The 25647-nt window shown below is 63.0% G+C and carries 28 protein-coding genes; 12 read left to right on the plus strand and 16 right to left on the minus strand.

Annotated features, from left to right (window positions below):
• The 8 genes from Q0O05_RS05130 to accD all read left to right on the plus strand — a co-directional run.
• Nucleotides 1-164, plus strand: a 164-nt coding sequence (locus Q0O05_RS05130) for an isocitrate/isopropylmalate family dehydrogenase (protein WP_293660950.1), incomplete at its 5' end; no start/stop codon positions are given.
• Nucleotides 165-203: 39 nt separating this feature from the next.
• On the plus strand, nucleotides 204-1361 hold the full coding sequence (asd, locus tag Q0O05_RS05135) for an aspartate-semialdehyde dehydrogenase (RefSeq protein ID WP_293660900.1): 1158 nt from the start codon (nucleotides 204-206) through the stop codon (nucleotides 1359-1361).
• 244 nt (nucleotides 1362-1605) lie between these two features.
• Entirely contained in the window at nucleotides 1606-4224 is a 2619-nt protein-coding gene (locus tag Q0O05_RS05140) for a FimV/HubP family polar landmark protein (protein ID WP_293660902.1), read from the plus strand.
• A gap of 43 nt (nucleotides 4225-4267) precedes the next feature.
• Nucleotides 4268-5050: a tRNA pseudouridine(38-40) synthase TruA gene (truA, locus tag Q0O05_RS05145; RefSeq protein WP_293660904.1), complete on the plus strand. Its 783-nt coding sequence runs from the start codon at nucleotides 4268-4270 to the stop codon at nucleotides 5048-5050.
• On the plus strand, nucleotides 5047-5751 hold the full coding sequence (locus tag Q0O05_RS05150; protein WP_293660905.1) for a phosphoribosylanthranilate isomerase: 705 nt from the start codon (nucleotides 5047-5049) through the stop codon (nucleotides 5749-5751). Before truA ends, Q0O05_RS05150 begins: the two co-directional genes overlap by 4 nt.
• A 3-nt stretch (nucleotides 5752-5754) precedes the next feature.
• A complete protein-coding gene (gene trpB / locus Q0O05_RS05155) occupies nucleotides 5755-7065 on the plus strand; it encodes a tryptophan synthase subunit beta (RefSeq protein WP_293660907.1) in 1311 nt (436 codons plus the stop codon).
• Nucleotides 7062-7886, plus strand: a complete 825-nt coding sequence (trpA, locus tag Q0O05_RS05160; protein ID WP_293660909.1) for a tryptophan synthase subunit alpha — start codon at nucleotides 7062-7064, stop codon at nucleotides 7884-7886. Before trpB ends, trpA begins: the two co-directional genes overlap by 4 nt.
• A 57-nt stretch (nucleotides 7887-7943) precedes the next feature.
• The gene (accD, locus tag Q0O05_RS05165) at nucleotides 7944-8816 is read left to right on the plus strand and encodes an acetyl-CoA carboxylase, carboxyltransferase subunit beta (RefSeq protein ID WP_293660911.1); all 873 of its coding nucleotides are present in this window, start codon (nucleotides 7944-7946) and stop codon (nucleotides 8814-8816) included.
• Between the two features lie 19 nt (nucleotides 8817-8835).
• On the opposite strand, the gene Q0O05_RS05170 is transcribed toward accD, so the two are convergent.
• Complete coding sequence (locus Q0O05_RS05170; protein ID WP_293660913.1) at nucleotides 8836-9408, minus strand: YggT family protein; 573 nt, start codon at nucleotides 9406-9408, stop codon at nucleotides 8836-8838.
• Between the two features lie 98 nt (nucleotides 9409-9506).
• On the opposite strand from Q0O05_RS05170, the gene lysS reads away from it, so the two are divergent.
• From lysS to Q0O05_RS05185, 3 genes are read left to right on the plus strand one after another with little or no spacing between them, the layout of a single operon-like run.
• Entirely contained in the window at nucleotides 9507-11054 is a 1548-nt protein-coding gene (gene lysS / locus Q0O05_RS05175; protein WP_293660915.1) for a lysine--tRNA ligase, read from the plus strand.
• Nucleotides 11051-11575: a YgjP-like metallopeptidase domain-containing protein gene (locus Q0O05_RS05180; RefSeq protein WP_293660917.1), complete on the plus strand. Its 525-nt coding sequence runs from the start codon at nucleotides 11051-11053 to the stop codon at nucleotides 11573-11575. The genes lysS and Q0O05_RS05180 overlap by 4 nt, the downstream gene beginning before the upstream one ends.
• A gap of 36 nt (nucleotides 11576-11611) precedes the next feature.
• A complete protein-coding gene (locus Q0O05_RS05185) occupies nucleotides 11612-12175 on the plus strand; it encodes a pseudouridine synthase (protein ID WP_293660919.1) in 564 nt (187 codons plus the stop codon).
• A gap of 34 nt (nucleotides 12176-12209) precedes the next feature.
• Here Q0O05_RS05185 and Q0O05_RS05190 read toward each other — a convergent pair whose 3' ends face one another.
• A complete protein-coding gene (locus Q0O05_RS05190; RefSeq protein WP_293660921.1) occupies nucleotides 12210-12572 on the minus strand; it encodes a translation initiation factor Sui1 in 363 nt (120 codons plus the stop codon).
• Between the two features lie 133 nt (nucleotides 12573-12705).
• Between Q0O05_RS05190 and Q0O05_RS05195 the strand changes: the two genes are divergently transcribed.
• Nucleotides 12706-12933 carry a hypothetical protein gene (locus Q0O05_RS05195; RefSeq protein WP_293660923.1) on the plus strand — a complete coding sequence of 76 codons (228 nt, stop codon included), beginning with the start codon at nucleotides 12706-12708 and terminating at the stop codon, nucleotides 12931-12933.
• Nucleotides 12934-13048: 115 nt separating this feature from the next.
• On the opposite strand, the gene nagZ is transcribed toward Q0O05_RS05195, so the two are convergent.
• The 14 genes from nagZ to Q0O05_RS05265 all read right to left on the minus strand — a co-directional run.
• Nucleotides 13049-14176, minus strand: coding sequence for a beta-N-acetylhexosaminidase (nagZ, locus tag Q0O05_RS05200; protein WP_293660925.1), 1128 nt, complete (start codon nucleotides 14174-14176; stop codon nucleotides 13049-13051).
• 87 nt (nucleotides 14177-14263) lie between these two features.
• On the minus strand, nucleotides 14264-14656 hold the full coding sequence (acpS, locus tag Q0O05_RS05205; RefSeq protein ID WP_293660927.1) for a holo-ACP synthase: 393 nt from the start codon (nucleotides 14654-14656) through the stop codon (nucleotides 14264-14266).
• Between the two features lie 8 nt (nucleotides 14657-14664).
• Nucleotides 14665-15426, minus strand: coding sequence for a pyridoxine 5'-phosphate synthase (locus Q0O05_RS05210; protein ID WP_293660929.1), 762 nt, complete (start codon nucleotides 15424-15426; stop codon nucleotides 14665-14667).
• A gap of 2 nt (nucleotides 15427-15428) precedes the next feature.
• Complete coding sequence (gene recO, locus Q0O05_RS05215) at nucleotides 15429-16178, minus strand: DNA repair protein RecO (protein WP_293660931.1); 750 nt, start codon at nucleotides 16176-16178, stop codon at nucleotides 15429-15431.
• 18 nt (nucleotides 16179-16196) lie between these two features.
• Complete coding sequence (gene era / locus Q0O05_RS05220) at nucleotides 16197-17264, minus strand: GTPase Era (protein ID WP_293660933.1); 1068 nt, start codon at nucleotides 17262-17264, stop codon at nucleotides 16197-16199.
• On the minus strand, nucleotides 17261-17947 hold the full coding sequence (gene rnc, locus Q0O05_RS05225; RefSeq protein WP_293660934.1) for a ribonuclease III: 687 nt from the start codon (nucleotides 17945-17947) through the stop codon (nucleotides 17261-17263). Before rnc ends, era begins: the two co-directional genes overlap by 4 nt.
• Nucleotides 17948-18295 (minus strand): DUF4845 domain-containing protein, encoded by a 348-nt coding sequence (locus Q0O05_RS05230; protein WP_293660936.1) that lies wholly within the window; start codon nucleotides 18293-18295, stop codon nucleotides 17948-17950. It lies immediately after the preceding gene.
• Between the two features lie 34 nt (nucleotides 18296-18329).
• The gene (lepB, locus tag Q0O05_RS05235) at nucleotides 18330-19295 is read right to left on the minus strand and encodes a signal peptidase I (RefSeq protein ID WP_293660938.1); all 966 of its coding nucleotides are present in this window, start codon (nucleotides 19293-19295) and stop codon (nucleotides 18330-18332) included.
• Entirely contained in the window at nucleotides 19295-21106 is a 1812-nt protein-coding gene (gene lepA / locus Q0O05_RS05240; RefSeq protein ID WP_293660939.1) for a translation elongation factor 4, read from the minus strand. Before lepA ends, lepB begins: the two co-directional genes overlap by 1 nt.
• Nucleotides 21107-21579: 473 nt before the next feature.
• Nucleotides 21580-23040, minus strand: coding sequence for a Do family serine endopeptidase (locus Q0O05_RS05245; RefSeq protein ID WP_293660941.1), 1461 nt, complete (start codon nucleotides 23038-23040; stop codon nucleotides 21580-21582).
• A gap of 91 nt (nucleotides 23041-23131) precedes the next feature.
• Nucleotides 23132-23587: a hypothetical protein gene (locus Q0O05_RS05250; RefSeq protein ID WP_293660943.1), complete on the minus strand. Its 456-nt coding sequence runs from the start codon at nucleotides 23585-23587 to the stop codon at nucleotides 23132-23134.
• A 28-nt stretch (nucleotides 23588-23615) separates the two neighbouring features.
• On the minus strand, nucleotides 23616-24860 hold the full coding sequence (fabF, locus tag Q0O05_RS05255; RefSeq protein ID WP_293660944.1) for a beta-ketoacyl-ACP synthase II: 1245 nt from the start codon (nucleotides 24858-24860) through the stop codon (nucleotides 23616-23618).
• A gap of 139 nt (nucleotides 24861-24999) precedes the next feature.
• Nucleotides 25000-25239, minus strand: a complete 240-nt coding sequence (gene acpP, locus Q0O05_RS05260; protein WP_293660946.1) for an acyl carrier protein — start codon at nucleotides 25237-25239, stop codon at nucleotides 25000-25002.
• Between the two features lie 100 nt (nucleotides 25240-25339).
• The coding region (locus tag Q0O05_RS05265) for an SDR family oxidoreductase (RefSeq protein ID WP_293660948.1) at nucleotides 25340-25647 on the minus strand (308 nt) is incomplete at its 5' end.

Here is a 25647-nt window from a genome sequence, read left to right on the forward strand (position 1 = left end):
TGCTGCGCTTCAGCCTGAACCAGGAAGCCGCCGCCCAACGTATCGAAGACGCTGTCAAGAAGGTACTGGCCCAAGGATTCCGTACCGCCGACATCTTCAGCGAAGGCCGCACCCGCGTCAGCACCAGGGAGATGGGCGATGCGGTGGTACGGGCGCTGGCCTGATTTCGGCAAATCGTAGGTTTACATTGAAAGGGCGTTGATATGAGCAAGTTGGTAGGGTTGGTCGGCTGGCGCGGCATGGTCGGCTCAGTGTTGATGGATCGCATGGCGCAGGAAAAAGACTTCGATCTGATCGAGCCCCTGTTCTTCTCCACCAGCAACGCGGGCGGCACCGCCCCGGCGATGGCCAAAAACGAAACCACGCTGCAAGACGCCTACAGCATCGACGCCCTCAAGCGCTGCGACATCATCATCACCGCCCAGGGCGGCGACTACACAAGCGACGTTTTCCCCAAGCTGCGCGCTGCCGGCTGGAGCGGCCACTGGATTGACGCCGCCTCCACGCTGCGTATGGAGCAAGACGCGGTCATCATCCTCGACCCCGTGAACATGCCGGTCATCCAGGATGCGCTGGCCAAGGGCGGCAAGAACTGGGTGGGCGGCAACTGCACGGTGAGTTGCATGTTGATGGGCGTGGGCGCCCTCTACAAGGCCGGTCTGGTCGAATGGATGAGCACCCAAACCTACCAGGCCGCCTCGGGCGGTGGCGCCCAGCACATGCGCGAGCTTCTGACCCAATACGGCACCTTGAATGCCGAGGTCAAAGCCCTGCTCGACGACCCCAAGAGCGCCATTCTGGAAATCGACCGCAAAGTCATCGCCAAGCAGCGCTCCCTGAGCGCGGCAGAAACTGCCAACTTCGGCGTGCCACTGGGCGGCTCCTTGATTCCTTGGATTGACAAAGACCTTGGCATCGGCAAAGGCTGCGATGAGTTTGGCTGGGGCACTTCGAAAGAAGAGTGGAAAGGCATGGCCGAGACCAACAAAATCCTCGGACAGGGCGAAGCCTTCGGCAACGCGGCGACACCGGTAGATGGTTTCTGTGTGCGGGTGGGCGCTATGCGCTGCCACAGCCAGGCCTTGACCTTCAAGCTCAAAAAAAACGTACCGGTGGCCGACATCGAAGCCATGATTGCCGCTGACAACCAGTGGGTCAAAGTGGTGCCCAACAACCGCGAAGCCACCATCCAGGACCTGACACCTGTGGCGGTGACCGGCACCATGACCATTCCGGTGGGCCGCATCCGCAAGCTCGCCATGGGACCAGACTATGTGGGCGCCTTCACTATCGGCGACCAGCTGCTCTGGGGCGCCGCCGAGCCGCTGCGCCGCATGCTGCGCATCCTGCTCGAAACCTGACACCGCGGGCCACTCCGTTGCCTAGTTTCGACATCTACACAGGCGACAATAAACAAAACCGGCAGGCTCTGAAAGTTAAGCACTTTCTCAGCTTGTCGGTCTAAGACATTGATGTTAAGGTACTTTTTGTGTTTCAAACCTCGGGATGCTCAGCCACCGAGAACCGACAAGTACACTGCCGCTCGCCTGAGCACCGGAGGCCTTTAAATTGATCGCAAAGACATATCGTTGGCAACACACTGCCATGGCGGCAGCGCTCGTGCTGCTGGGCTTGTCAGGTTCCCAGGCCTTTGCACTATCGCTGGGACGGCTTTCGGTTCAGTCGGCTCTGGGTGAGCCCCTGCGCGCCGAGGTCGATGTGCCCGACATCACGCCCGATGAAGCCGCGTCCCTCAAAGCTGCCGTTGCGACGCCTGACGCATTTACCGCTGCCGGTCTGGAATACAACCCCGCGCTGGCCGGCCTGCAGATCAGCCTGCAGCGCCGCACCGATGGCCGCGCCTACCTGCGCTTGAGCAGCGACCGCACCGTCAACGACCCGTTTGTCGACCTGATTCTGGAAACCACCTGGGCATCCGGCCGCATTGTTCGCGACTACACCCTGCTGCTTGACCCGCCCAACCTCAGAAGAGCGCCACCTGCGCCCACCCTGGCCCAGACTCCGGCTGCAGCACCCGCCTCTGCGGAAGTTTCAGCCGCCACCGCACCGGCCACTACCGCAACCAACTCCACAGCTGCTGCCCCGGCCCCCGCAGCGGCCCCTCCAGCGCCCCAGCCTGCCAGGGCGGCGGCTTCTGAATCCAACCGCGCCTCGGCTGCCGCGCGTGCAGCGCCACGGCCTGCCACGTCCCCAAACTCACCTTCGGCCCCAGCTCCGGCCCCAGCGCCCACACCAGTTACTGCCGCAAGCGAGGCCGCCAAACCGGCCACCGGTGCGGATGCCCGCGTCACCGTCAAGACCGGCGACACCGCCAGCAAAATCGCCAGCATCCACAAACCTGCAGGCGTCTCGCTGGACCAGATGCTGGTAGCCCTGCTGCGCTCCAACCCCGACGCCTTCATCCGCGACAACCTCAACCGCGTGCGAGCCGGTGCGGTGGTCACCATTCCGAGCGCTGCTGCCGCAAGCAGCGTGGCTCCGGCTGATGCGAGCAAGATCGTGGTGGCGCAAAGCAAGGATTTCAATGATTTCCGCCGCAACCTGGCCAGCAACGCCCCGCAAGCAGCTGTTGGCAATGCTGACCGCAAAATTAGCGGCACGGTGGGCGCCAAGGTGGACGACAAAAAACCCGCATCTGCCGCACCCGACAAACTGACGCTCTCCAAGGGCGCCATTTCCACCCAAAACGAGCAGGCCAAGATTGCCAAAGAGCGCGAGGCCAAAGACACAGCTGCGCGGGCCGCCGAGATTGCCAAGAACATCAGCGACCTGAACAAAATCGCTGCCGGCTCCGCTGTCGCACCTGCCAATGCGCCTGCTGCCACCCCAACACTCGCGCCCACTCCCGCACCAAAACCAGCGGCACCCGAAGTACCTGTGGCCGCGGTCACACAACCTGCCACCCCAACACTCGCGCCATCCCCCGCTCCGGCCCCTGCGGTGGCAGCGGTGCCGGCGCCCGCACCGGAAGAGCCCACTTTTCTTGACAGCCTCATGGAAGACCCCATGGTGCCCTTCGGCGCTGCGGGACTGCTGGCCCTTTTGGGTGTCTATGGCTTGTACCGGGTGCGCCAGCGCAGGCAGCAGAGCGAATCGCAAGACAGCGCCTTCCTGGAAAGCCGCTTGCAACCCGATTCCTTCTTTGGCGCCAGCGGCGGTCAGCGGGTAGACACCGAGCGCAACGGCAAAGCCGGCCCCGAATCCATGGCCAATTCCGCCAGCCAGCTCGATGCCGCTGATGATGTGGATCCGGTGGCCGAAGCCGACGTCTACCTCGCCTATGGCCGCGACATGCAGGCCGAAGAAATCCTCAAAGAAGCGCTGCGCACCAACCCCGGGCGTCTGGCTATCCACAGCAAGATGCTGGAGATTTATGCCAAGCGGCGCGATGTCCGAAGTTTCGAGAGCACCGCCAGCCAAGCCCACACCATCACCGGCGGAAGCGGCCCGGACTGGAACCGTATCTGCGCCTGGGGCCTGTCCATCGACCCGAACAACCCGCTTTACCAGCCCGGCGGAATGCCTGCGGCGGCGGCTTCTGCCGCAGCGATTTCGTTTGCCGGCAACACGGTCGCACAGTCAGCCCATGCCGAGTTAGCACCCACTAACGATGCGGCGGTCGATCTTGACCTCGACCTGGACTTTTCCGCAGACGATCAGGCCACTTCCCCGGCTGAGGCAGTTGCGAGCGCCCCGGCCGCCCGGGACGATGCCTTGGCTACCGACATCGCTGACAACGCGCTGGACATGGATCTCGATCTTGACCTCGATCTCGGGCCAACCCCTGCCGCCGCGCCTGGCACTAACTTCACCCCGGCGATTAACATGCCGGACATCTCGCTTTCGCTGGATGATCTAGACCTCTCACTCGATGCCGCCGAAACCGCCCCAGCCGGCCTTGATGAGAGCCTGAATGCGGCCACGGCTGAACCCCCTGCCGAGCCGGCCCAGGCGCCATCGACTGATTTGATGGATTTCGACCTGGAGTCCTTGTCCATGGAACTCGACGCAGAAGCGCAGAGCCCCATCGACGCCCCCGACGACCTCAGCGGCGACCCGATGGGCACCAAGCTCGCGCTGGCCGAGGAATTCATCTCCATCGGCGATGAAGACGGCGCCCGCGCGCTGATTGAGGAAGTCCTGGAAGAAGCCACCGGCGATATGCTGGCCAAAGCACAAAAGGCACTGGCCCAGCTGAGCTGAGCCGACTCGCCATGGTTGAGTCGCGTTTGATGACCGAGGGTGTGTGCGCGTAGTCCTGGGCGTCAGCTACAACGGTCAGGGCTATCAGGGCTGGCAAAGCCAGGCATCGGGGCTGACGATCCAAGACCAGCTCGAGCGTGCGCTGGGCCGTTTCGCCAACCAGCGCGTGTCTACCCTGTGCGCCGGCAGGACCGATGCGGGCGTGCACGGGCTGATGCAGGTAGTGCATTTCGACACCGAGCTCGACCGCGACACCTATTCCTGGGTACGCGGCACCAACGCCAACCTTCCTAAAGACATTGCGGTGCAGTGGGCCCTCAAAACCACCCCCGACTTCCATTGCCGCGCCTCTGCCCTCTCTCGCCGTTATGCCTATGTGCTGCTGGAGTCGCCCATCCGGCCCAGCGTAGAAATCGGGCGCGTGGGCTGGACCTTCAACCGCCTGGACCATGACGCCATGCGCGCAGCGGCCGACCTGCTGCTGGGCGAGCATGACTTCAGCTCCTTCCGGGCGGCGCAGTGTCAGGCCCTGAGTCCGGTGAAAAACCTCTTTCGCATCGAACTGCACCAGCGCGGTGCCTACTGGCGCATGGAATTCGAGGCCAACGCCTTTTTGCACCACATGATCCGCAACATCATGGGCTGCCTGGTGCAAATCGGTCAGGGCAAAAAGCCGCCCGAATGGATGGCCGAGGTGCTGGCAGCGCGCAACCGCAAGATTGCAGCGCCCACCTTCTCGCCAGATGGCCTGTATTTCCTGGGTCCCCGCTACGACACCAAGTGGGGCATTCCCGAACGCACGCCTGCGTATGATGGTCTGCCATGAACAGCGTCCGAACCCGAATCAAAATCTGCGGCATAACCCGCGAGAAGGACCTGGACTGCGCCGTCGAGGCCGGGGCCGACTCGGTGGGCTTTGTGCTCTACGCCAAAAGCCCCCGCGCAGTGACGGCCGAGCGCGCTGCCGAACTGGCCCGGCGCCTGCCGGCCTTTGTGACGCCGGTGCTGCTTTTCGTGAACGCCAGCGCTACAGAAATAGGAGCTGCCAGCGCAATGGTGGCGGGGGCTAGCCTGCAATTTCATGGTGATGAATCGCCCGGGGAATGTCGTGCGGCGGCGTCCCTCGCCACCCGCCCCTACCTGCGCGCGGCCCGCATTCCGCTGGGCGAGGGCGCGCAACGCTTCGAACTCTTACAATTTGCCCACGATTACCTGCACGCCCAAGCCATTTTGTTAGACGCCCATGTGGACGGCTACGGTGGCGGGGGCCAAACATTCAATTGGTCACTTCTTCCTCCAAACGTCAACGCTCACCTCGTCTTGAGTGGTGGACTCACCAGTGCAAACGTGGGCGATGGCATCGCCTCGCTGCGGCCGCGCTGTAAGTCGCTGGCTGTGGACGTGAGCTCCGGCGTTGAAGCCGTGGACGCTCAAGGCAGGCCCCAAAAGGGCATCAAAGACCCCGAAAAAATCCGCCAGTTCATTGCCGCCGTGCGCGCGGCCGACCGGCAACTTGCAGGAATCTAGACCATGTTTGACTACCAACAACCCGATGCCCGCGGCCACTTCGGCCAATACGGCGGCAGCTTTGTCTCCGAGACGCTGACGCACGCCATCAACGAACTCAAAGCCGCCTACGCCCGGTACCAGCACGACCCCGCGTTCCTGGCCGAATTCCAATCGGAGTTGGCGCACTTTGTCGGCCGGCCCTCGCCGGTCTACCACGCGGCCCGCATGAGCCGCGAGATGGCAGACGGCAAGGGAATGGGCGCGCAAATCTTCCTCAAGCGCGAAGACCTTAACCACACCGGCGCCCATAAGGTCAACAACACCATCGGTCAGGCCATGCTCGCCAAGCGCATGGGCAAACCCCGCGTGATTGCCGAAACCGGTGCCGGCCAGCACGGCGTGGCAACTGCCACCATCTGCGCACGGTACGGGCTGGAATGTGTGGTTTATATGGGCAGCGAAGACGTGAAGCGCCAAAGCCCCAACGTCTACCGCATGAAGCTGCTGGGTGCCACCGTGGTGCCGGTGGAGAGTGGCAGCAAAACCCTGAAAGACGCGCTCAACGAAGCCATGCGCGACTGGGTTGCCAACGTGGACAACACCTTCTACATCATCGGCACCGTGGCTGGCCCGCACCCCTACCCCATGATGGTGCGCGACTTCCAAAGCGTGATCGGTAATGAGTGTCTGGTGCAAATGCCCCAGATGCTGGCCGCCGCCGGCTGCACCACCGAGCAGCCCGACGCAGTGATGGCCTGTGTGGGTGGCGGCTCGAACGCCATGGGCATCTTCCACCCCTACATCGCCCACGAAAAAACCCGCCTGATCGGCGTAGAGGCGGCCGGCGAAGGGCTGGAGAGCGGCAAGCACTCCGCCTCCATCCAGAAGGGCAGCCCCGGCGTGCTGCACGGCAACCGCACCTATGTGCTGCAGGACGACAACGGCCAGGTCACCGAAACCCACAGCGTGAGCGCGGGACTGGACTACCCCGGCGTGGGGCCGGAGCATGCGTTTTTGTCCGACATCGGCCGCGCCGAATATGTCGGCATCACCGACACCGAGGCGCTGGACGCCTTTCACTACCTCTGCCGTACCGAGGGCATCATCCCGGCGCTCGAGTCCAGCCATGCCATTGCCTACGCCATGAAGCTGGCCAAGACCATGCGCACCGACCAGTCCATTCTGGTCAACCTCTCCGGGCGTGGCGATAAAGACATCGGCACCGTGGCCGACCTGAGCCATGCCGACTTCTATTGCCGCCCCAGCTGCCGCGGCCAGGCCGTCAAAGGCGGCGATCAGCCTGTGAATCTGGTGAAAGGAGCCGCCGCATGACGCGCATCGCCAGCACCTTTGACGCACTCAAGGCCCAGGGACGCAAGGCGCTGATTCCCTTTGTCACTGCCGGCTTCCCGTTTGCCGACGTGACACCGGAGCTGATGCACGCGATGGTGGCCGGCGGGGCCGACGTGATTGAGCTGGGCGTTCCTTTTTCTGACCCCAGCGCGGATGGCCCTGTCATCCAGAAGGCGGGCGACAAGGCCCTGGCCTTTGGCATCGGCCTGGCGCAGGTGATTGCCATGGTGCGCGAATTCCGCACCACCAACACCCACACGCCGGTGGTTCTCATGGGCTACGCCAACCCGGTCGAGCGCTACGACCAGAAGCACACCCACGCCGGCGTGGCCAGCGCCTTTGTGCACGACGCGGCAGAGGCTGGTGTGGACGGCGTACTCATCGTGGACTACCCGCCAGAGGAATGCGAGGCCTTTGCCGCCGATTTGCGCGCCCACGGCATGGACCTGATCTTCCTGCTCGCCCCCACCAGCACCGATGAGCGCATGCGGCAAGTCGCCCGCGTGGCCAGCGGCTATGTGTATTACGTGTCGCTCAAAGGCGTGACCGGTTCCGGCGCTCTGGACACCGGCGCCGTCGAGGCCATGCTGCCCCGCATCCGCCAGCACATCAGCACGCCGGTGGGCGTGGGCTTTGGCATCCGCGATGCAGCTACCGCCCGCACTATCGCCAAAGTGTCAGACGCCGTGGTCATCGGCAGCCGCATCATCCAGCTGATTGAGAACGCGCCGCGCAATCAGGTCGGGGCGGTGGCGCAGGCCTTTTTGCATGACATCCGCACCGCCATGGACCAGGCGTGATGACCCATAATCGCGCCCTGTAAGACGCCCCCGCAGGTACCGCACCGGAGAATAGCCATGAGCTGGTTGGAAAAACTGTTACCCCCCAAGATTCAACACACCGACCCGCAGGACCGCCGCAGCGTGCCAGAAGGCCTGTGGATCAAGTGCCCCAGCTGCGAAACCGTGTTGTACAAGACCGATCTGGAGCAGAACCAGAACGTCTGCCCCAGCTGCAGCCACCACCACCGCATCAGAGCCCGCGCCCGCCTGAACGCCTTTTTGGACAACGAAGGACGCTTTGAAATCGGCCAGGAAGTTCTGCCGGTGGACGCGCTCAAGTTCAAGGACAGCCGCAAGTACCCCGAGCGCCTCAAGGAAGCCCTCGAAAACACCGGCGAGACCGATGCGCTGATCGTCATGGGCGGCGCGGTGCACGGCATCAGCCTGGTGGCGGCGTGTTTTGAGTTCGACTTCATGGGCGGCTCCATGGGCTCGGTGGTGGGCGAGCGCTTTGTACGCGGGGTTGAAACCGCGATCGAACAAAAGGTGCCTTTTGTGTGCTTTACCGCCACCGGCGGCGCCCGCATGCAGGAGGGCCTGTTGAGCCTGATGCAGATGGCCAAGACCAATGCCGCACTCACCCGCCTGGCCAAGAAAGACCTGCCCTACATCAGCGTGCTCACCGACCCGACCATGGGCGGCGTGAGCGCAGGCTTTGCGTTTTTGGGCGACATCGTGATTGCTGAGCCCAAGGCACTGATCGGCTTTGCCGGGCCGCGGGTGATTGAGTCCACCGTACGTGTGACGCTGCCTGAGGGCTTTCAGCGCTCGGAGTTTTTACAGACCAAGGGCGCTATCGATTTCATCTCCGACCGCCGCGAACTGCGCCAGACGGTGGCCAACACGCTTGCCATGCTGCTGCGCCAGCCGGCGGATGCAGTCATTTAAGTCGTGATCTAAGGGGCCCTTAGACCGCCAGCGCCGACAAGGCCGCGAACTGAATCTCACCGAGCACGATAGTGAGAATCTGCAGCAGCACCAGCAGTGCCAGGGGCGAGAGATCGACCCCGCCCACCAGCGGCACAATTTTGCGGATGGGTGCCAGCGCGGGAGCGACCAGTCGCCCCATCAAATCCGAGAGATACGACTGCGCCTGCACCCAACTCAGCACCGCGTAAACCAGCACCATCGCCGTCAGGCCCGACAGGCTCACCCGCACCAGCCCCAGCACCGCCAGAACCACAACCGAGACCGGCGTGCCCCCGAAGTCATTGAGCGACCACAGCAGCCCGAAGTGCGCCAGCTGAATCAACAATGCAGCCAACAGGCTGGCCATGTCCCAGCGGCCCATGGCGGGCACTACGCGGCGCAGTGGCAGCACGATCCAGTCGGTCAAGGCAAAAATAAAGCGACCCAGCGGGTTGCCCGATCGCGCGGTGAGCGGAATGCGCTGGTACTGCATATACAAGCGCAGCAGACAGGCGCTGGTAAGCAAACCGGAGGCAACTTCCAACAACAAGACGACGATTTTGTAGAGCATGGGCATTCCGCGGGAGTGGGCAGCGCATCATAGCGGCAGCCTCCGCTCTTAGAATGGCTGCCCCACACTGTCCTTCCCACCCCACTTTGTCCCACCCCATGTCTGACCAAAACCACGCCGCTCCCGCACCGCAAGACGAGAACCAGCTGATCCATGAGCGCCGCGAAAAACTCAAGGCACTGCGCGAGCAGCAGGCAGCGGGACTGGGCGTGGCCTTCCCCAATGACTTCCAGCCCAGCCACAAGGCCGAAGGCCTGTTTGCCGAATACAACGACAAAGAGGCCGAAGAACTGGCGGCGCTGGGCGCCACCGCCCGGGTTGCCGGCCGGATGATGCTCAAGCGCATCATGGGCAAGGCCAGCTTCTGCACTGTGCAAGACGCATCCTTCGGGCCCAGCGGCGGGCGTATTCAGCTCTACGTGCGCGGCGAAGACGTGGGGGCGGACCTGTACGCCGCCTTCAAGCACTGGGATCTGGGCGACATCGTGGCTGCCGAGGGCACGCTCTTCAAGACCAAGACCGGCGAACTGTCCATCCACGCCACCAGCATCCGCCTGCTCACCAAGAGCCTGCGCCCTATGCCTGACAAGTTCCACGGCATGGCAGACCAGGAAACCAAGTACCGCCAGCGCTATGTGGACCTGATGACCGATGTCGAGGCCCGCAAGCGCTTTGTGGCCCGCAGCAAGGCGGTGAGCGCGCTGCGCGAGTTCATGGTGGAGCACCAGTTTCTGGAGGTGGAAACACCCATGCTGCACCCGATTCCAGGCGGCGCGAATGCCAAGCCCTTCAAGACCCACCACAACGCGCTGGACCAGGAAATGTTTTTGCGCATTGCGCCCGAGCTGTATTTGAAGCGCCTGATCGTGGGCGGCTTTGAGCGCGTGTTCGAGATCAACCGAAGCTACCGCAACGAAGGCATCTCGGTGCGCCACAACCCCGAGTTCACCATGATGGAGTTCTACGCCGCCTACTGGAACTACCAGGACCTGATGAACTACACCGAGGCCCTGATCCGCGATGCCGCCCAAAAAGCCACCGGCGGCCTGCAGCTCAGCTACGCCGGCAAGGCAGTCGACCTGAGCCAGCCCTTTGAGCGGCTCACCATCGTCGAAGCCATCCGCAAATACACCGAAGCCGGCGACAACTTGGACAAAGCCGAGTGGCTCACCAACGCCCTCAAGAAGCTGGGTCTGACCGAGGCCAAAAACAAGCTCGCCGGCCGCAGCCTGGCCAGCCTGCAGGTGCTGTACTTTGAAGAAACCGTGGAAGACAAGCTCTGGAACCCCACCTTCATCATGGAGCATCCGACCGAAATCTCGCCGCTGGCCCGCGCCAACGACGATCGCCCTGAGGTGACCGAGCGCTTTGAGCTCTACATCACAGGCCGCGAATTCGGCAACGGCTTCAGCGAGCTCAACGACGCCGAAGACCAGGCCGCCCGCTTCCACGCCCAGGTTGCTGCCAAAGACAGCGGCGACGACGAGGCCATGCACTTCGACCACGACTTCGTGCGCGCGCTCGAATACGGCATGCCCCCCACCGGCGGCTGCGGCATCGGCATCGACCGGCTGATGATGCTGCTGACCGACAGCGCCAGCATCCGCGATGTGATTCTGTTCCCCGCGCTGCGCCGCGAAGTGTGACTTTTCCTGCGCTGCGCTACCTGCAGGGCTATCCTGAAGACACGCTGGCGCAGGTGCGGCAGCTGCTGGACGCCTCGCGGGCGGGCGAATGGCTGCTGCGACGCCACCCGGTGGCCCACGGCGTGCGCACCGACAAGGCGCTGTACGACTATGTGCAGGACATCAAGGCCGACTACCTGCGCAGCACCGAGCCGCTCTCCAAGGTCGCTTTTGACAGCAAGCTGCATGTGGTGAACAACGCGCTGGGCACCCACACCACAGTGTCCCGGGTGCAGGGCAGCAAGCTCAAGGCCAAGCGCGAAATCCGCGTGGCCAGCCTGTTCAAAGACACGCCCGATGCCTTTTTGCGGATGATCGTGGTGCACGAGCTGGCTCACCTGCGCGAGCGCGCACACGACAAGCCCTTCTACCAACTCTGCACCCACATGGAACCCGCCTACCACCAGCTGGAGTTCGAGGTCCGCATCTACCTTACCCACCTGGAAGCCACCGGCGAGCGCCTGTGGGCGGCGGCGGAATAATGCGGATGCAGTGCGCATGCAGTGCGGAGTAGCCCGGTGAGCGCGATCCGGCTGCTGAGCTTTCACAAGCCCTACGGCGTGCTTAGCCAGTTCACCCCCGAGGGACGCTGGCGCGGGCTGAGAGACTTTATTGATGTGCCCGACGTCTATGTGGCGGGCCGGCTGGACGCCGACAGCGAAGGCCTGCTGCTGCTCACCAACCACGGCCCACTGCAGGCCCGCATCAGCGACCCCCGCCACAAGATGGAGAAGACTTACTGGGTGCAGGTGGAAGGCGAGCCGGATGATGCGGCCCTGGCCGCACTGCGCGCCGGTGTGCAGCTCAACGACGGCCCCACTCTGCCCGCGCGGGCGCAGCGCATGGCGCAGCCCGCACATCTGTGGGAGCGCACACCGCCGGTGCGCTTTCGGGCGTCCATCCCCACCAGCTGGCTGCAACTCAGCATCCGCGAAGGCCGCAACCGCCAAGTGCGGCGCATGACCGCCGCCGTGGGCCACCCCACGCTGCGGCTGATTCGCGCCTCCATCGGGCCCTACACCCTGGGCGATCTCGCGCTAGGCGCGTGGCGGGACATGCAGCCCGACGGGCCTGCCGCCTGAGGGGCTGACTTTGCAGGCTCGGTAAGACGGCTGACTAGCCGCCGGCGCGTTTGACGACAAACCCCCGCGCCTGCAAGACCGGCAAGAGCTTGTCCACATGGTCGCCCTGCACCTCGATCACACCGTCTTTCACCGTGCCGCCGGAGCCGCAAGCCGCCTTGAGCTGCTTGGCCAGGGCCTGCAGCGCCTCTTCGTCGAGCGGCACGCCGCGCACCAGCGTCACGCCCTTGCCGGCGCGGCCCTTGGTCTCACGCGACACGCGCACGATGCCGTTGCCCACCGCGCGCTTCGGGATGTGACAGACGCACTCCGCCAGCGCCTTGCGGCAGTCGGGGCAGGTGCGGCCCAGCTCAGTCGAATAGACCAGCCCGCCCAGGTCAGAGAGCGATTTTTTCACCAGGGGGGCAGCGGCAAATACGGGGGGTGGGGCATGCTCAAAATACTATCATTTTTATAGCTGCCAGCGCAGGGCAGATAAGCGCCATGTGCCAAAATAGACCGCAAACTAAATAAAGCCTATCGTCAGCACTATGTCCCGTCCCAGCGTCTGGGCCACCAAGGTGGCCGCACTCATCAAAGGCAACAACAGCCAAGCCGCGCTGGCCCAAATCAAGGTAGCGCCCACCGTCCGAGACCTGCAGCAGCTGCGCGCCCTGATGACAGCGGACGGCTCACTGGCCAAGCACCGGCTGGTGGACGAAGCCACGAGCGACCAGATCGTCGCCCTCAGCGCACCGCGCCTGCACCGCTCACCCTGAACCGGGTCAGATGCCGGGTTGGGCAGGGCCACTGTCGGGCCTTGCCTTCCTCGCCTGCCCGCACCGACAGACGGGAATACCCCGCCAACGCTTGGTGGAACCAATCGAAGCAATCCTAAGCAATCCAGTCCAGCGCCTTCATGTAGTCGGGGTGCACCATCAGTTCGTCCCAAGGCAAGGCGGCGCTGGCGGGCAGCAAAGCGCGGCGGCGGGCTTCGCTGGCCTCCAGGGCCTGCCATTGGCCCTTGAGCTGGGCCTCGGTCAGGCCGTCAATCAACGCGTCTAACGCCTCACCGCCTCCTTTACCGCCTCCTTCACCGCGGCCATCTGCGGCGGGCACGCTTTGGTTGCACAGCAACACCATATCGCAGCCGGCATTGAGCGCTGCGACGGCTGCCTCGGTGTAGCTCACGGCCTTGCCATCAATCAGTCGGGCGCCGGCCATGGACAGGTCGTCGCTGAAGATGGCTCCGGTAAAGCCGAGCTGGCCGCGCAGGATGTCGTTGAGCCAGATGCTGGAGAAGCCGGCCGGACGGCTGTCGACCTTGGGGTAGATGACATGGGCGGGCATGACGCTGCTGGTCACGCCGCTGAGCCAGCGGTAGGGTGCGGCGTCGTCGGCGAGGATGGCCTTGAGGCTGCGCTTGTCGACGGGAATGTCGATGTGCGAGTCGGCCTTCACAAAGCCATGGCCGGGGAAGTGTTTGCCGCAGTTGGCCATGCCGCTCTTGAGCAGGCCGTGCATCAGGCTCTTGGCCAGCATGCTCACCACCCGCGGGTCGCGCGCAAAGGCGCGGTCGCCGATGACGGAGCTCTCGCCGTAGTCGAGGTCAAGCACCGGGGTGAAGCTGAGGTCTACGCCGCAGGCGCGCAGCTCGGCGCCCAAGACAAATCCGGTGGCGGTGGCGGCGTTGGTCGCGTCCAGCGCGCCGGCTTTTTTGGCAGACGCGGTGGGCGCGGCCTCGCGCATCCACATCTCGCCCAATGCGCGCATGGGCGGCAGGTGGGTGAACCCATCGGTCTTGAAGCGCTGCACCCGGCCGCCTTCGTGGTCCACACAAATCAGCAGGTCGGCGCGCAGCTTTTTAATGTCGCGGCACAGGGCGGTGAGCTGTTCGCGGCTCTGCCAGTTGCGGGAAAACAAAATCATGCCGCCCACCAGCGGGTGCTTGAGGCGCTTGCGGTCCTGGGCGCTGAGTCGGGTGCCGGCGATGTCGATGATCAGGGGGGCGTGGAAGGTCATGGTGATCGTTGCAGATGAAGTTTGCTATGTTTTCAGGAGCTGCTTGCGCATATTTTATGGGCGCTGGAGGCCTATTTGGCTTGTTTTTCAAGGCGCCTCGATGACGCAGAAGCTGGCGGCGTAGTCGGTCTCGTCGGTGACGGTGATGTGGGCCTGCAGCCCGCGCGCCTCGCACCACGCCCGGAGCTCGCCGTGCAGCACGATGGCGGGTTTACCGCCGGGCTCGTTGGCGATTTCGCACAGCTTCCAGGTCATGGGCATGCGCATGCCCAGACCAATGGCTTTGCTGAATGATTCTTTGGCGCTGAAGCGGGTCGCCAGGTAGCGCAGGCCGCGTTCGGGCCAGCGGGCGCTGCGCGCGCGCCAGACCTGCATCTCGCCGTCCGACAACACTTTGGCAGCGAAGCGCTCGCCGTGGCGCTCCAGGCTGGCGCGGATGCGGCGCACATCGCAAATATCGGTGCCGATGCCGTAAATCACAGCCTGCCCTACCCGCCCAGGCAGGCCAGGTAAGCCTTCACGGTGTCGGCATAGCCCCGCTCCAGCGCGTCGGCAATCAGCGCGTGGCCGATGGACACTTCTTGCAGGCCGGGCACTTGGTGGGCAAAGCGTACTAGGTTGTGCAGGTTGAGATCGTGCCCGGCGTTAACGCCCAGTCCCGCGTCCAGCGCGGCCTGCGCGGCGGCGGCAAAGCGTGCCAGCTGGGCGGCAGACTCTGCGGCTCGCCCGGCGGCAGAGCAAGCGGCCGCATAGGGCTCGGTGTAGAGCTCGACGCGGTCTGCGCCCACCGCCTTGGCAGCAGCCATTGCGTCGGGCTCGGCATCCATGAAGAGGCTCACCCGCAGGCCAAGCCGGTGGCATTCGTCCACCAAGGGCTGCAGGCGCGCCGCGTCGTGGGGGAAGCTCCAGCCGTGGTCGCTGGTGAACTGGCCCTCGCTGTCGGGCACAAAGGTTACCTGATGCACCGGCAAGCCGCGCTGGCGCAGGTCGCGCACCACGTCAATCAGGTTGTGAAACGGGTTGCCTTCGATGTTGAACTCGCGGTCGGGCCAGGCGGTCATCAATTGGGCCAGCTCCAGCACGTCGTGCCCGCGGATGTGGCGCGCGTCCGGCCGGGGATGAACCGTGATGCCGTTGGCCCCGGCTTGCAGGCAGAGCGTGGCAGCGCGGGTGACGCTGGGAATACCCAGGTGGCGGGTGTTGCGCACCAGCGCCACTTTGTTGAGGTTGACAGAGAGATGGGGGCGCATAGTCAGAGGTTTTGGATATCAATCATCATCTGCCGCGAGCGAAGGGTCTTGACACCACAATGGTAGTGCAGCAGCGCCCGCAGCTGCGGTTTGAGGGCGCTCATGGCAGCTGCGCAGGCGCGCAGGGTGGTGGTAAACGGCGCGGTGTCGGCAATGGCGGCTTGCAGCTCCTGCCACTGCCCGCCGGTCAGACCCGCGCGGTCGTCCGGCCCGGCCAGGCGCAGGCCGCCTTCGGGCACCAGCACATAGGCCCGATCGGGCTCCAGCGGCTCCAGCGTCATGGTTTGCACATCCAGCTGCGGCAGCAGCCCCACCTCGCGCAACAGCAGCAGCTCGTAGGTGCGCAGTGCGGCCTGCAGCACCTCGCCGTGCTCGCTGGCGATCACCCGCACCACCTGGGCATACACATCAAACAGCGCGGAGTGCGGGTCGTCGCGCGCCAGCAGGGTGAGCAGAAGCTCGTTGAGGTAGTAGCCCGAGAGCAGCGCATCGCCGGTGGGCATGACGTAGCCGCCCGTCCATTCGGCGCTGCGCAGGATGCGGATTTCGGCGTCTCCGCCAAAGGCCAGCTGCAGAGGTTGCAGGGGCAGCAGAATCGGCCGCAGGCTGGAGCTTGGCTTTTTGGCGCCCTTGGCCACCAGCGCCACCCGCCCGTAATGGCGGGTAAAGACCTCCAGAATCAGGCTGCTCTCGCTCCAGTCGTAGCGGTGCAGCACAAAGGCGGGTTCATCGGCGATCCGTTGGGTGGCCATGGCGTGCGCGCAAGGCGCTTATTCATAGCCGAAGGAGCGCACGCGTGCTTCGTCGTCGGCCCAGCCGGAGCGCACCTTCACCCACAGCTCAAGAAACACCTTGGCGTCGGCCAGTTTTTCGAGTTCGACGCGGGTTTCCATGCCGATGCGCTTGATGCGTTCGCCCTTGTCGCCAATCACCATGGCCTTGTGGCTGTCGCGCTCGACCACGATGGTGGCGGCAATGCGCAAGAGGCGCTTCTGGCCCTTTTTTTGCGGCGGCTCTTCTTCAAACTTGTCGATCACCACGGTCGAGGTGTAGGGCAGCTCGTCGCCGGTAAGGCGGAAGAGTTTTTCGCGCACCAGCTCGCTGGCCAGAAACTTCTCGCTGCGGTCTGTGAGTTCGTCTTCGGAATACCACCAGGCCTGCTCGGGCAGGAACTGCTCGCAGATGCCCAGCAGGCGCGCGATGTCTTTGGGGTTCTTGGCCGACATGGGCACGAACTCGGCAAAGCTGTGCTTGGTCTGCATGTCTTGCAGCCAGGGGGCGATGTCGCCACGGCGGTGCACGTTGTCGAGCTTGTTGGCAATCAGGATGGCGGGAATGTCTTTGCCCATGAGACTCAGAACGCGCGCATCGGCCGGGGTAAAGCTGCCGGCCTCGACCACGAAGAGGATCAAATCCACATCAGCCACAGCGCCCACCACCGCCTTGTTGAGCGACTTATTGAGCGCGTTGCCGTGCAGGGTCTGAAAGCCCGGGGTGTCCACAAACACGAACTGGGTTTGCCCCTCGGTGCGCATGCCGGTGATGCGGTGGCGCGTGGTTTGCGCCTTGCGCGAGGTGATGCTGATTTTTTGCCCCACCAGCGCGTTGAGCAGGGTGGATTTGCCCACATTAGGCTTGCCCACGATGGCAACCAGGCCGCAGCGCTGGCCGCCGCCGGCATCGCCGGGGCTGGCGAGCTTGGGCGTGCTCTTGAGCAGGCCCTGCAGCATGGCATCGAGGTCATCTTGGACCTCGACAACTTCGGCAGTTTGAGCATCTTTTTGCCCCTTGGCGCCCGTGGCGTCTGCGCCGGCAGCTATTTTTTTAGGAGCATTCATGTCGGGACCCTTGTTTTGATGGTTTGCAGCATGGCCGCCGCCGCCGCCTGTTCGCCGGCCCGGCGCGAGCCGCCGATGCCGCGCTCGGAGAGGCGCAGCTCGGGGACTTCGCATTCGACATCGAAACTTTGCTTGTGCGCGGCGCCCAGGGTGCCGACCACGGTATAGATGGGCAGCTTCAATTTGCGGCCCTGCAACCACTCCTGGAGCTCGGTCTTGGCGTCTTTGCCGATGGCGTCCATCTGCGGGTTGATTTCGACCGCCTCAAACAGCCGGTGCACCAGCGCCTGCGCCGGGCCGAAACCCGCGTCCAGATAGACCGCGCCAATGATGGCCTCCAGGGCGTCGGCCAGGATAGAGGCGCGCTTTTGTCCGCCCGAGCGCATTTCGCCCTCCCCCAGGCGCAACACGTCGGGCAGCCCCATGGTGAGCGCAATCTGGTGCAGGGTTTCCTGGCGCACCAGGTTGGCCCGCACGCGAGATAGATCTCCCTCGGGCAGGCTGCCCAGACGGGCGTACAACAAATCGGAAATAGCCAGCCCCAGCACCGAGTCGCCGAGAAACTCGAGGCGCTCGTAGTGGTCGGCGGAAAAGCTGCGGTGGGTCACGGCCTGCCGGAGCAAGGCGGTGTTAGAGAACTGATGCTGCAGCCGCTGCTGCAGTGCGATCAAACCATCTGCCACTTATTTGGATCGTCCTGCGTATTTCAGCGTCAGGTAGGCGGGGCCCGCGAGGTGGATTTCACGCTGGTAGGCAAAGGTGACCACCACCTTGTCGGCTTCTTTGGTAATACCGATGTCTTTGCCGGCAATCGACTTGATGCTGTCGACCTCGGCCTGCCGGTCAAACAGGTCACGCACTTCGACCACCGTCTGGCCGGTGGACGCGCGCTGGGCCGCTTTTTGCACCGCCCAGTACTCGATCACGGTGGGAACAGCCTGCGCCGCCACCGCACCGGCCATGGCCACCAGGGCCCCGACCAGCACCAGACCGATGAACGAAATGCCACGTTGATTTTTGAGACTGTGCATGAAAGGCTCCCGAGCTGTTAACAGACGCGCCGGCTTAGTGGAATGCACCGATGCGCTTCAGGTTGGAGAAGTTCATCCAGACGAAGAAGGCCTTGCCGACAATGTTTTTGTCCGGCACAAAGCCCCAGTAGCGCGAATCGAGCGAGTTGTCGCGATTGTCGCCCATGGTGAAGTAGTGCCCCTCAGGCACCTTGCAGGTGACGCCCTCGATGGTGTAACTGCAGTTCTCCATGCCGTCAAACTTGTCGACACCGGCCACAAAAGCCGGGCGCCGCGCGTCGTTGAGCAGGCGGTGCGGTTGTTCGCCCAGGGATTCTTCAAACTGCTTGAAATACTGGCTGGCATCCTCGTCGAAGAAGTCGGGCAACGCTTGCGTATCCACCGGCTTGCCATTGATAGTGAGGCGCTTGTTCAGGTAGGCCACCGTGTCTCCGGGCAGGCCCACCACGCGCTTGATGTAGTCCAGACTGGGCCGCGGCGGGTAGCGGAACACCATCACATCGCCACGCTGGGGCTTGTTGCCCTCGGTGAGTTTGATGTTGACAACCGGCAGGCGCACGCCGTAGGTGAACTTATTGACCAGAATCAGGTCGCCCACCAAGAGCGTTGGCACCATCGAGCCGGAGGGAATTTTGAAGGGCTCGAACAGGAAGGAGCGCAGGATGAAGACGGTGATGATCACCGGGAACAGGCCGGCCGTCCAATCCAGCCACCAGGGCTGCATGAGCAGCTTGACCTTGGCCTCGGTGATGTCGCCATCCACCTGTGCAATGCCCATTTTGGCAAGGCCCTCGCGCCGCTGCGCGTCTTGCGCCTCGAGCGCCGCCACCGCGCGCTGACGCTGAGGCAGGAAGTACAGACGCTCGGCCACCCAATACACACCGGTCACCACACTCGCCAACAAGAGCAACAGCGCAAAGTTGCCATCGACCACACCAAAATACCAAGACGCGCCGTAGGCAACGAAGGCCGCGAGTACGGCCGCTGTGAGTGCTTGCATTAATCTTCCACTTGAAGGATGGCGAGGAAGGCCTCCTGGGGCACCTCGACCGAGCCGATCTGTTTCATGCGCTTTTTACCGGCTTTCTGCTTTTCCAGCAGCTTGCGCTTGCGGGAGATATCGCCCCCGTAGCACTTGGCCAGCACGTTCTTGCGCAGCGCTTTGATTGTCTCACGCGCAATGATGTTAGCCCCGATGGCGGCCTGGATGGCGACGTCGTACATCTGGCGCGAAATGATCTCGCGCATCTTGGCCACCACCGCCCGGCCGCGGTAGGCCGACTGGCTGCGGTGCACGATGATGGACAGTGCGTCGACCTTCTCGGCGTTGAGCAGGATATCGACTTTCACCACATCCGACGCGCGGAACTCCTTGAACTCATAGTCCATGGACGCGTAGCCGCGGCTCACACTCTTGAGCTTGTCGAAGAAGTCCAACACGATTTCGCCCAGCGGCATCTCATAGGTGAGCACCACCTGGCGGCCCTTGTAGGCCATGTTCATCTGCAGGCCGCGCTTCTGGTTGGCCAGCGTCATCACCACGCCCACGTATTCCTGCGGCATGTAGAGATGCACGGTGACGATGGGCTCGCGGATCTCAGCCGTTTTACCGACCTCGGGCATCTTGGAAGGGTTCTCGACCATGACGACTTCGCCGTCGTTCTTCATCACCTCGTAGACCACGCTGGGCGCGGTGGTGATGAGGTCCTGATCAAACTCGCGCTCGAGCCGTTCCTGCACGATTTCCATGTGCAGGAGGCCGAGAAAGCCGCAACGGAAACCGAAACCCAGCGCCTGCGAGACTTCGGGTTCGTAATGCAAGGATGCGTCGTTGAGCTTGAGTTTTTCGAGCGCGTCGCGCAGGGAGTCGTATTCGCTGGCCTCGGTCGGGTAGAGCCCTGCAAACACCTGCGGCTGGATTTCCTTAAAGCCCGGCAGTGGCTCGGTGGCGGTAAGCGCTGCGCCGCCGGTGCCGCCCTTGATCAAGGTGACGGTGTCGCCCACCTTGGCGGCTTGCAACTCCTTGATGCCGGCAATGATGTAGCCCACCTCACCGGCCTCGAGCGAGTTGCGGGGCTGGTTGGCGGGGGTGAAAACGCCGAGGTTGTCGGCGTTGTACATGGCGCCGGAGGCCATCATCTTGATGCGCTCGCCTTTGGCCAGGCGCCCATCAACCACGCGCACCAGCATCACCACCCCCACAAAGCTGTCGTACCAGCTGTCGATGATCATCGCGCGCAGCGGACCGGCGGGGTTGCCGCGGGGAGGGGGAATCTTGGCGACGATGGCTTCCAGAATGTCGTCAATGCCGAGGCCGGTTTTGGCGGAGCAGACGATAGCCTCGGTGGCGTCGATGCCGATGACGTCTTCAATCTCGCTGCGCGCGTTGTCGGGGTCGGCGTTGGGCAGGTCGATCTTGTTCAAGACCGGCAGCACCTCCACCTCGAGATCGAGCGCGGTGTAGCAATTGGCAACGGTCTGCGCTTCCACGCCCTGCGACGCGTCAACGACGAGCAGCGCGCCTTCGCAGGCGGAGAGTGATCGGGACACCTCGTACGAGAAGTCCACATGCCCGGGCGTGTCGATCAGGTTGAGGTTGTAGACCTTCCCGTCGAGGGCCTGGTATTGCAGCGCGGCGGTCTGCGCCTTGATGGTTATCCCACGTTCTTTCTCGATGTCCATCGAGTCCAGAACCTGCGCCTCCATGTCGCGCGCCTCGAGCCCGCCGCAACGCTGAATCAAGCGATCTGCCAGTGTGGATTTGCCGTGGTCGATGTGGGCAATGATCGAGAAATTTCGGATGTGATTCATCAACGATGCGCTTCAAGTAATTGAATTAAAAGGAACCGACAAGAAAAAAGGGCGCGTCGGATAAAGACGCGCCCTGAACCAACAATCAATTGGCAACTGCGATAGTTGGAAGCCCATTGTAGGCAAAAAGTCCAGAAATCACAGCCCAACCATCCGGCTCAGGCGCCGTTGCAGCATCACAACAAGCAATTTATTCACAACTTATCCACAACTTTCTCTAACAAAACCTTAACAACTTGTGGGCGAGCTGTGGAGCGGCTGTGGGGCAATTATCCGCGTCTCACATGATGGATTATCGCAAGTTCTTTATATCGCTTAGCGCCTATAGAACGCACATATCCATCGTCAATAGTAAATAAATCTCTTTTATGAAGGCGGCCCCCGACTAGCGCCTAAACCAAATAAATGTGAATTCCCGCGTCCGGCGAGGCGATCAACAACCCCAAAGCCCAATCTGCTTTAGGGTTGTTGGCTTATCGGCCGGGCCGCAAAACGGTGTATTGCGTCCAGTCACCGCGGCGGAACAGCACGTTCAAGGGCTTGGTTTTGTCGTGCTTGGCAAGCACCGCATCGAAATCTTTCAGGCTGAGCACCTCCACATTGGCCACCTGCAAAATGATGTCACCCTCACGCAATCCGGCGCGCGCCGCGGCATCCGCAGCACCCTCGACCCGCACACCGCCGCGAATGCCGGCTTCTTTTTTCTGCGCATCCGTCAGTGGGCTTACTGCCAGACCGAATGCCTGAGCGGATGTGGATGCGCTGGGCTTCTCTTCTTTGGGGCTGACTTTGGCAACGGGCTTGTCAGCTTCGATCTCCGCAATCACCACCTGCAACTCTTTGCTGCCACCCCGGCGGAACACGGTCATGCTGCTCCTGGTGCCGGGCTTGATGCCGCCCACGATGCGCGGCAGATCGGTGGATTTCTCGATGGTCTTGCCGTCAAAACGGGTAATGATGTCTCCCGCCTCGACGCCGGCCTTCTCAGCAGGTGAGCCTTTCTCCACGCCAAGAATCAGCGCGCCGATAGGCTTGCCCAGGCCGATGGACTCAGCCACATCTTTGCTGACCTGCCCGATCTGCACGCCGATACGGCCGCGGGTCACGCGACCGCTGGCACGCAGCTGGTCACTCACACGCACAGCTTCGTCCATGGGGATCGCAAACGAAATGCCCATGAAGCCGCCGGAACGGGAATAAATCTGGCTGTTGATGCCGACCACCTCGCCGCGCATATTGATAAGCGGCCCACCCGAGTTGCCGGGGTTAATGGCTACATCGGTCTGAATAAAGGGCAGGAAGTCGCCGGTGTCCCGCTGCTTGGCGCTCACGATGCCGGCAGTCACGGTGTTCTCAAGGCCAAAGGGCGAGCCAATCGCCATCACCCACTCGCCCACGCGCAAGCGATTGACATCGCCCACCTTGACAGCGGGAAGCCCGGAGGCGTCGATCTTGACCACCGCCACGTCAGAGCGTTTGTCAGCACCCAGAATCTTGGCCTTGAACTCGCGTTTGTCGGGCAGCGTGACGATGACTTCGTCGGCGCCGTCCACCACATGGGCGTTGGTCATGATGACGCCGTCGGAGGTGAGGATGAAGCCTGAACCAACACCCCGGGGCTGATCTTCGTCTTGCGGCTGGGGCCGGTTTTGGCGAGGCGCTTGCCGCGGCACGTTGGGCATCGGTATGCCGAAGCGCTTAAAGAACTCCTGCATCTCCTCGTCGCCCTGGCCGCCTTGCTGGCTGCGGGCGACCACTTTTTCTAGGGTGCGGATATTCACGACCGAGGGGCCGACCTGATCGACCAGATCGGTGAAATCGGGCAGAGTACGAGTTTGCGCTTGCGCTAAGCCGGCGGGGAAGAAAGCAGCGGCGGACACGGCGAGCACGGAGGCCAGCCACATGCGCCGCAGCGGGAAATTCCAATTAATCATTGCAGAAGCCATTGCTGTTGTTCCTCACATGAAATCGACACGGTGCTCGAGATGGGGCCGGACGTCGGGTCTTCAATAATCAAACCCGTGACTACAGCGTATCAGCGGAAGCCACTTGCCCGCCCGAAGCTGCGACTAAAGCCCGCCGCAGCGCACGCCATTGCTCCATCCGCCGGGCGTCTGCATCAATCCACAGACCGAAACGGGCGCCGCGCTGGGGTCGCACCAAGACCCACAGGGACTGCTGAAAGTCATATTGAATGGCCACGGTTTGCAGGGGCTGCGCCAGCTCCAGACGCCCCCCTGACCAGTGCCACTGCTCTCCGTCCCAAAACAGTCGACCGGTGGGCATGTTGCGCCAGTAAAGCCAGAGCCACCCGCTGGCAAGCAACCAAAGCAGCCCAACCAAGGCAAGGCGGTCGCCCGGCAACCCTTGCCCATAGGCCAACACGGGCGATGCGAGAAAAAATACAGAGAGGCCTGCCAGAAAACGGCCCAGGCGGGCTGAGCGCTTCACCATCACGCTGCTTGCCGGAGGCCCGTGCATGGCAAAGCTGCGCTTTCAGCTCGTGGACTCAGGCCCGCTTGAACACCAAGGTGCCGTTGGTGCCGCCGAAGCCGAAGTTGTTTTTCACCGCCACATCAATCTTCATGTCACGTGCCGTGTTGGCGCAGTAGTCCAGGTCGCATTCGGGGTCCTGGTTGAAGATATTGATGGTGGGCGGGCTCTTTTGGTGGTGCAGGGCCAGCACGGTAAACACCGACTCCAACCCGCCGGCGCCACCCAGCAAGTGGCCGGTCATGGACTTGGTGGAGTTCACCACCACCCGCTTGGCGTGATCGCCTAAAGCAGCCTTGATGGCGTTGGTTTCATTGACATCACCCAGCGGGGTGGATGTGCCGTGGGCGTTCAGGTAATCGACCTGGTCGGCGTTGACACCCGCGTTGCGCAATGCATTGAGCATGGCGCGGCGGGGGCCGTCCATGCTGGGGGCGGTCATGTGGCCGGCGTCAGCGCTCATGCCAAAACCTGCCAGCTCGGCGTAAATCTTCGCGCCGCGGGCCTTGGCGTGCTCGTATTCCTCGAGCACCATCACGCCCCCGCCTTCTCCCAGCACGAATCCGTCGCGGTCCTGGTCCCAGGGGCGGGAGGCGGTCGCGGGGTCGTCGTTGCGGGTGCTCAATGCACGCATGGCGGCAAACCCGCCAACGCCCAGCGGCGAGACCGTCGCCTCGGAGCCGCCGGCAATCATCACGTCGGCGTCGCCGTACTCAATCATGCGACCGGCTTCACCGATGCAATGCAGGCCGGTAGTGCAGGCGGTCACGATGGCGATGTTGGGCCCCTTGAAGCCAAAGCGCATCGATACGTGGCCGGCCGTCATGTTGATGATGGAGGCTGGCACAAAGAAAGGCGAAATCCGGCGCGGACCGCGCGCGGTGTATTCGGTGTGGGTGTTTTCAATCAGGGGCAAGCCGCCTATGCCCGAGCCGATGACGCAGCCGATGCGGGTGGATTCTTCATCGCCCAACGCTTCGCCGGTCTTCAGTCCGGAATCCGCCACCGCCTGCACCGCTGCGGCAATTCCGTAGTGGATGAAGGTGTCCATGGTGCGGGCTTCTTTGGTGCTGATGTAGGACTCGAGGTCGAAGTTACGCACCTCGCCGGCAATTCGGCAGGAGAAGGCCGCGGGGTCGAACTTGGAAATCACATCAATGCCGGACTTGCCGGCCAGCAGATTGGCCCAGGCCTCTGTCACCGTATTTCCAACGGGGCTTACACATCCTAGACCGGTGACAACAACGCGACGACGGGACATAACAATCTGGACTCAGCAGTTCGTCAAAGAAATACCGCCCCACAGGGCGATACGAGTGCATTCAATCAAGCCGGCCAAGAAGGCCCTGCCGGGCCGCTGCAGTCCCGGGCGGGCTGCAGTGGGTGGCCGATGAGACCTGTCAGGCCTTGTGGTGGGTGTTCGCGTAGTCGATCGCGTTTTGCACGGTAGTGATTTTTTCTGCGTCTTCGTCGGGAATCTCAATTCCGAACTCGTCTTCCAACGCCATCACCAGCTCCACGGTGTCCAGCGAGTCGGCACCCAGATCGGCCACAAAGGCTTTTTCGTTGGTGACTTGGGACTCTTCAACGCCGAGCTGTTCGGCAATGATTTTTTTGACACGGACTTCGATATCGCTCATGGGTTCCCTCTAAGGGTTGTAAAAGAATCCGAGATTTTACCCGCGCCGAAGATGCGTCTCCGGCCAGGCCGCCGCCCGGACATTGCGGCGGTGTTTTGACTCACATGTACATGCCGCCGTTGACGTGCAATTCCTGCCCCGTCACATAGCCGGCTTGGGGCGACGCCAGGTAACAAACGGCATGCGCAATGTCAGATGGCTTGCCGAGATGACCCAAGGGAATCTGGCCCAGCAGCGCCTTTTGCTGCTCTTCGGCCAGGCCGGCGGTCATATCGGTCTCAATAAATCCGGGGGCCACGCAGTTCACCGTGATGTTGCGCGAGCCCAGCTCGCGGGCCAGCGCGCGGGTCATGCCGGCAACACCGGCCTTGGCTGCTGCATAGTTGGCCTGGCCGGGGTTACCGGAGG

The organism is Rhodoferax sp. OV413 (assembly GCF_945881795.1).
Lineage (GTDB): Bacteria > Pseudomonadota > Gammaproteobacteria > Burkholderiales > Burkholderiaceae_C > Allorhodoferax.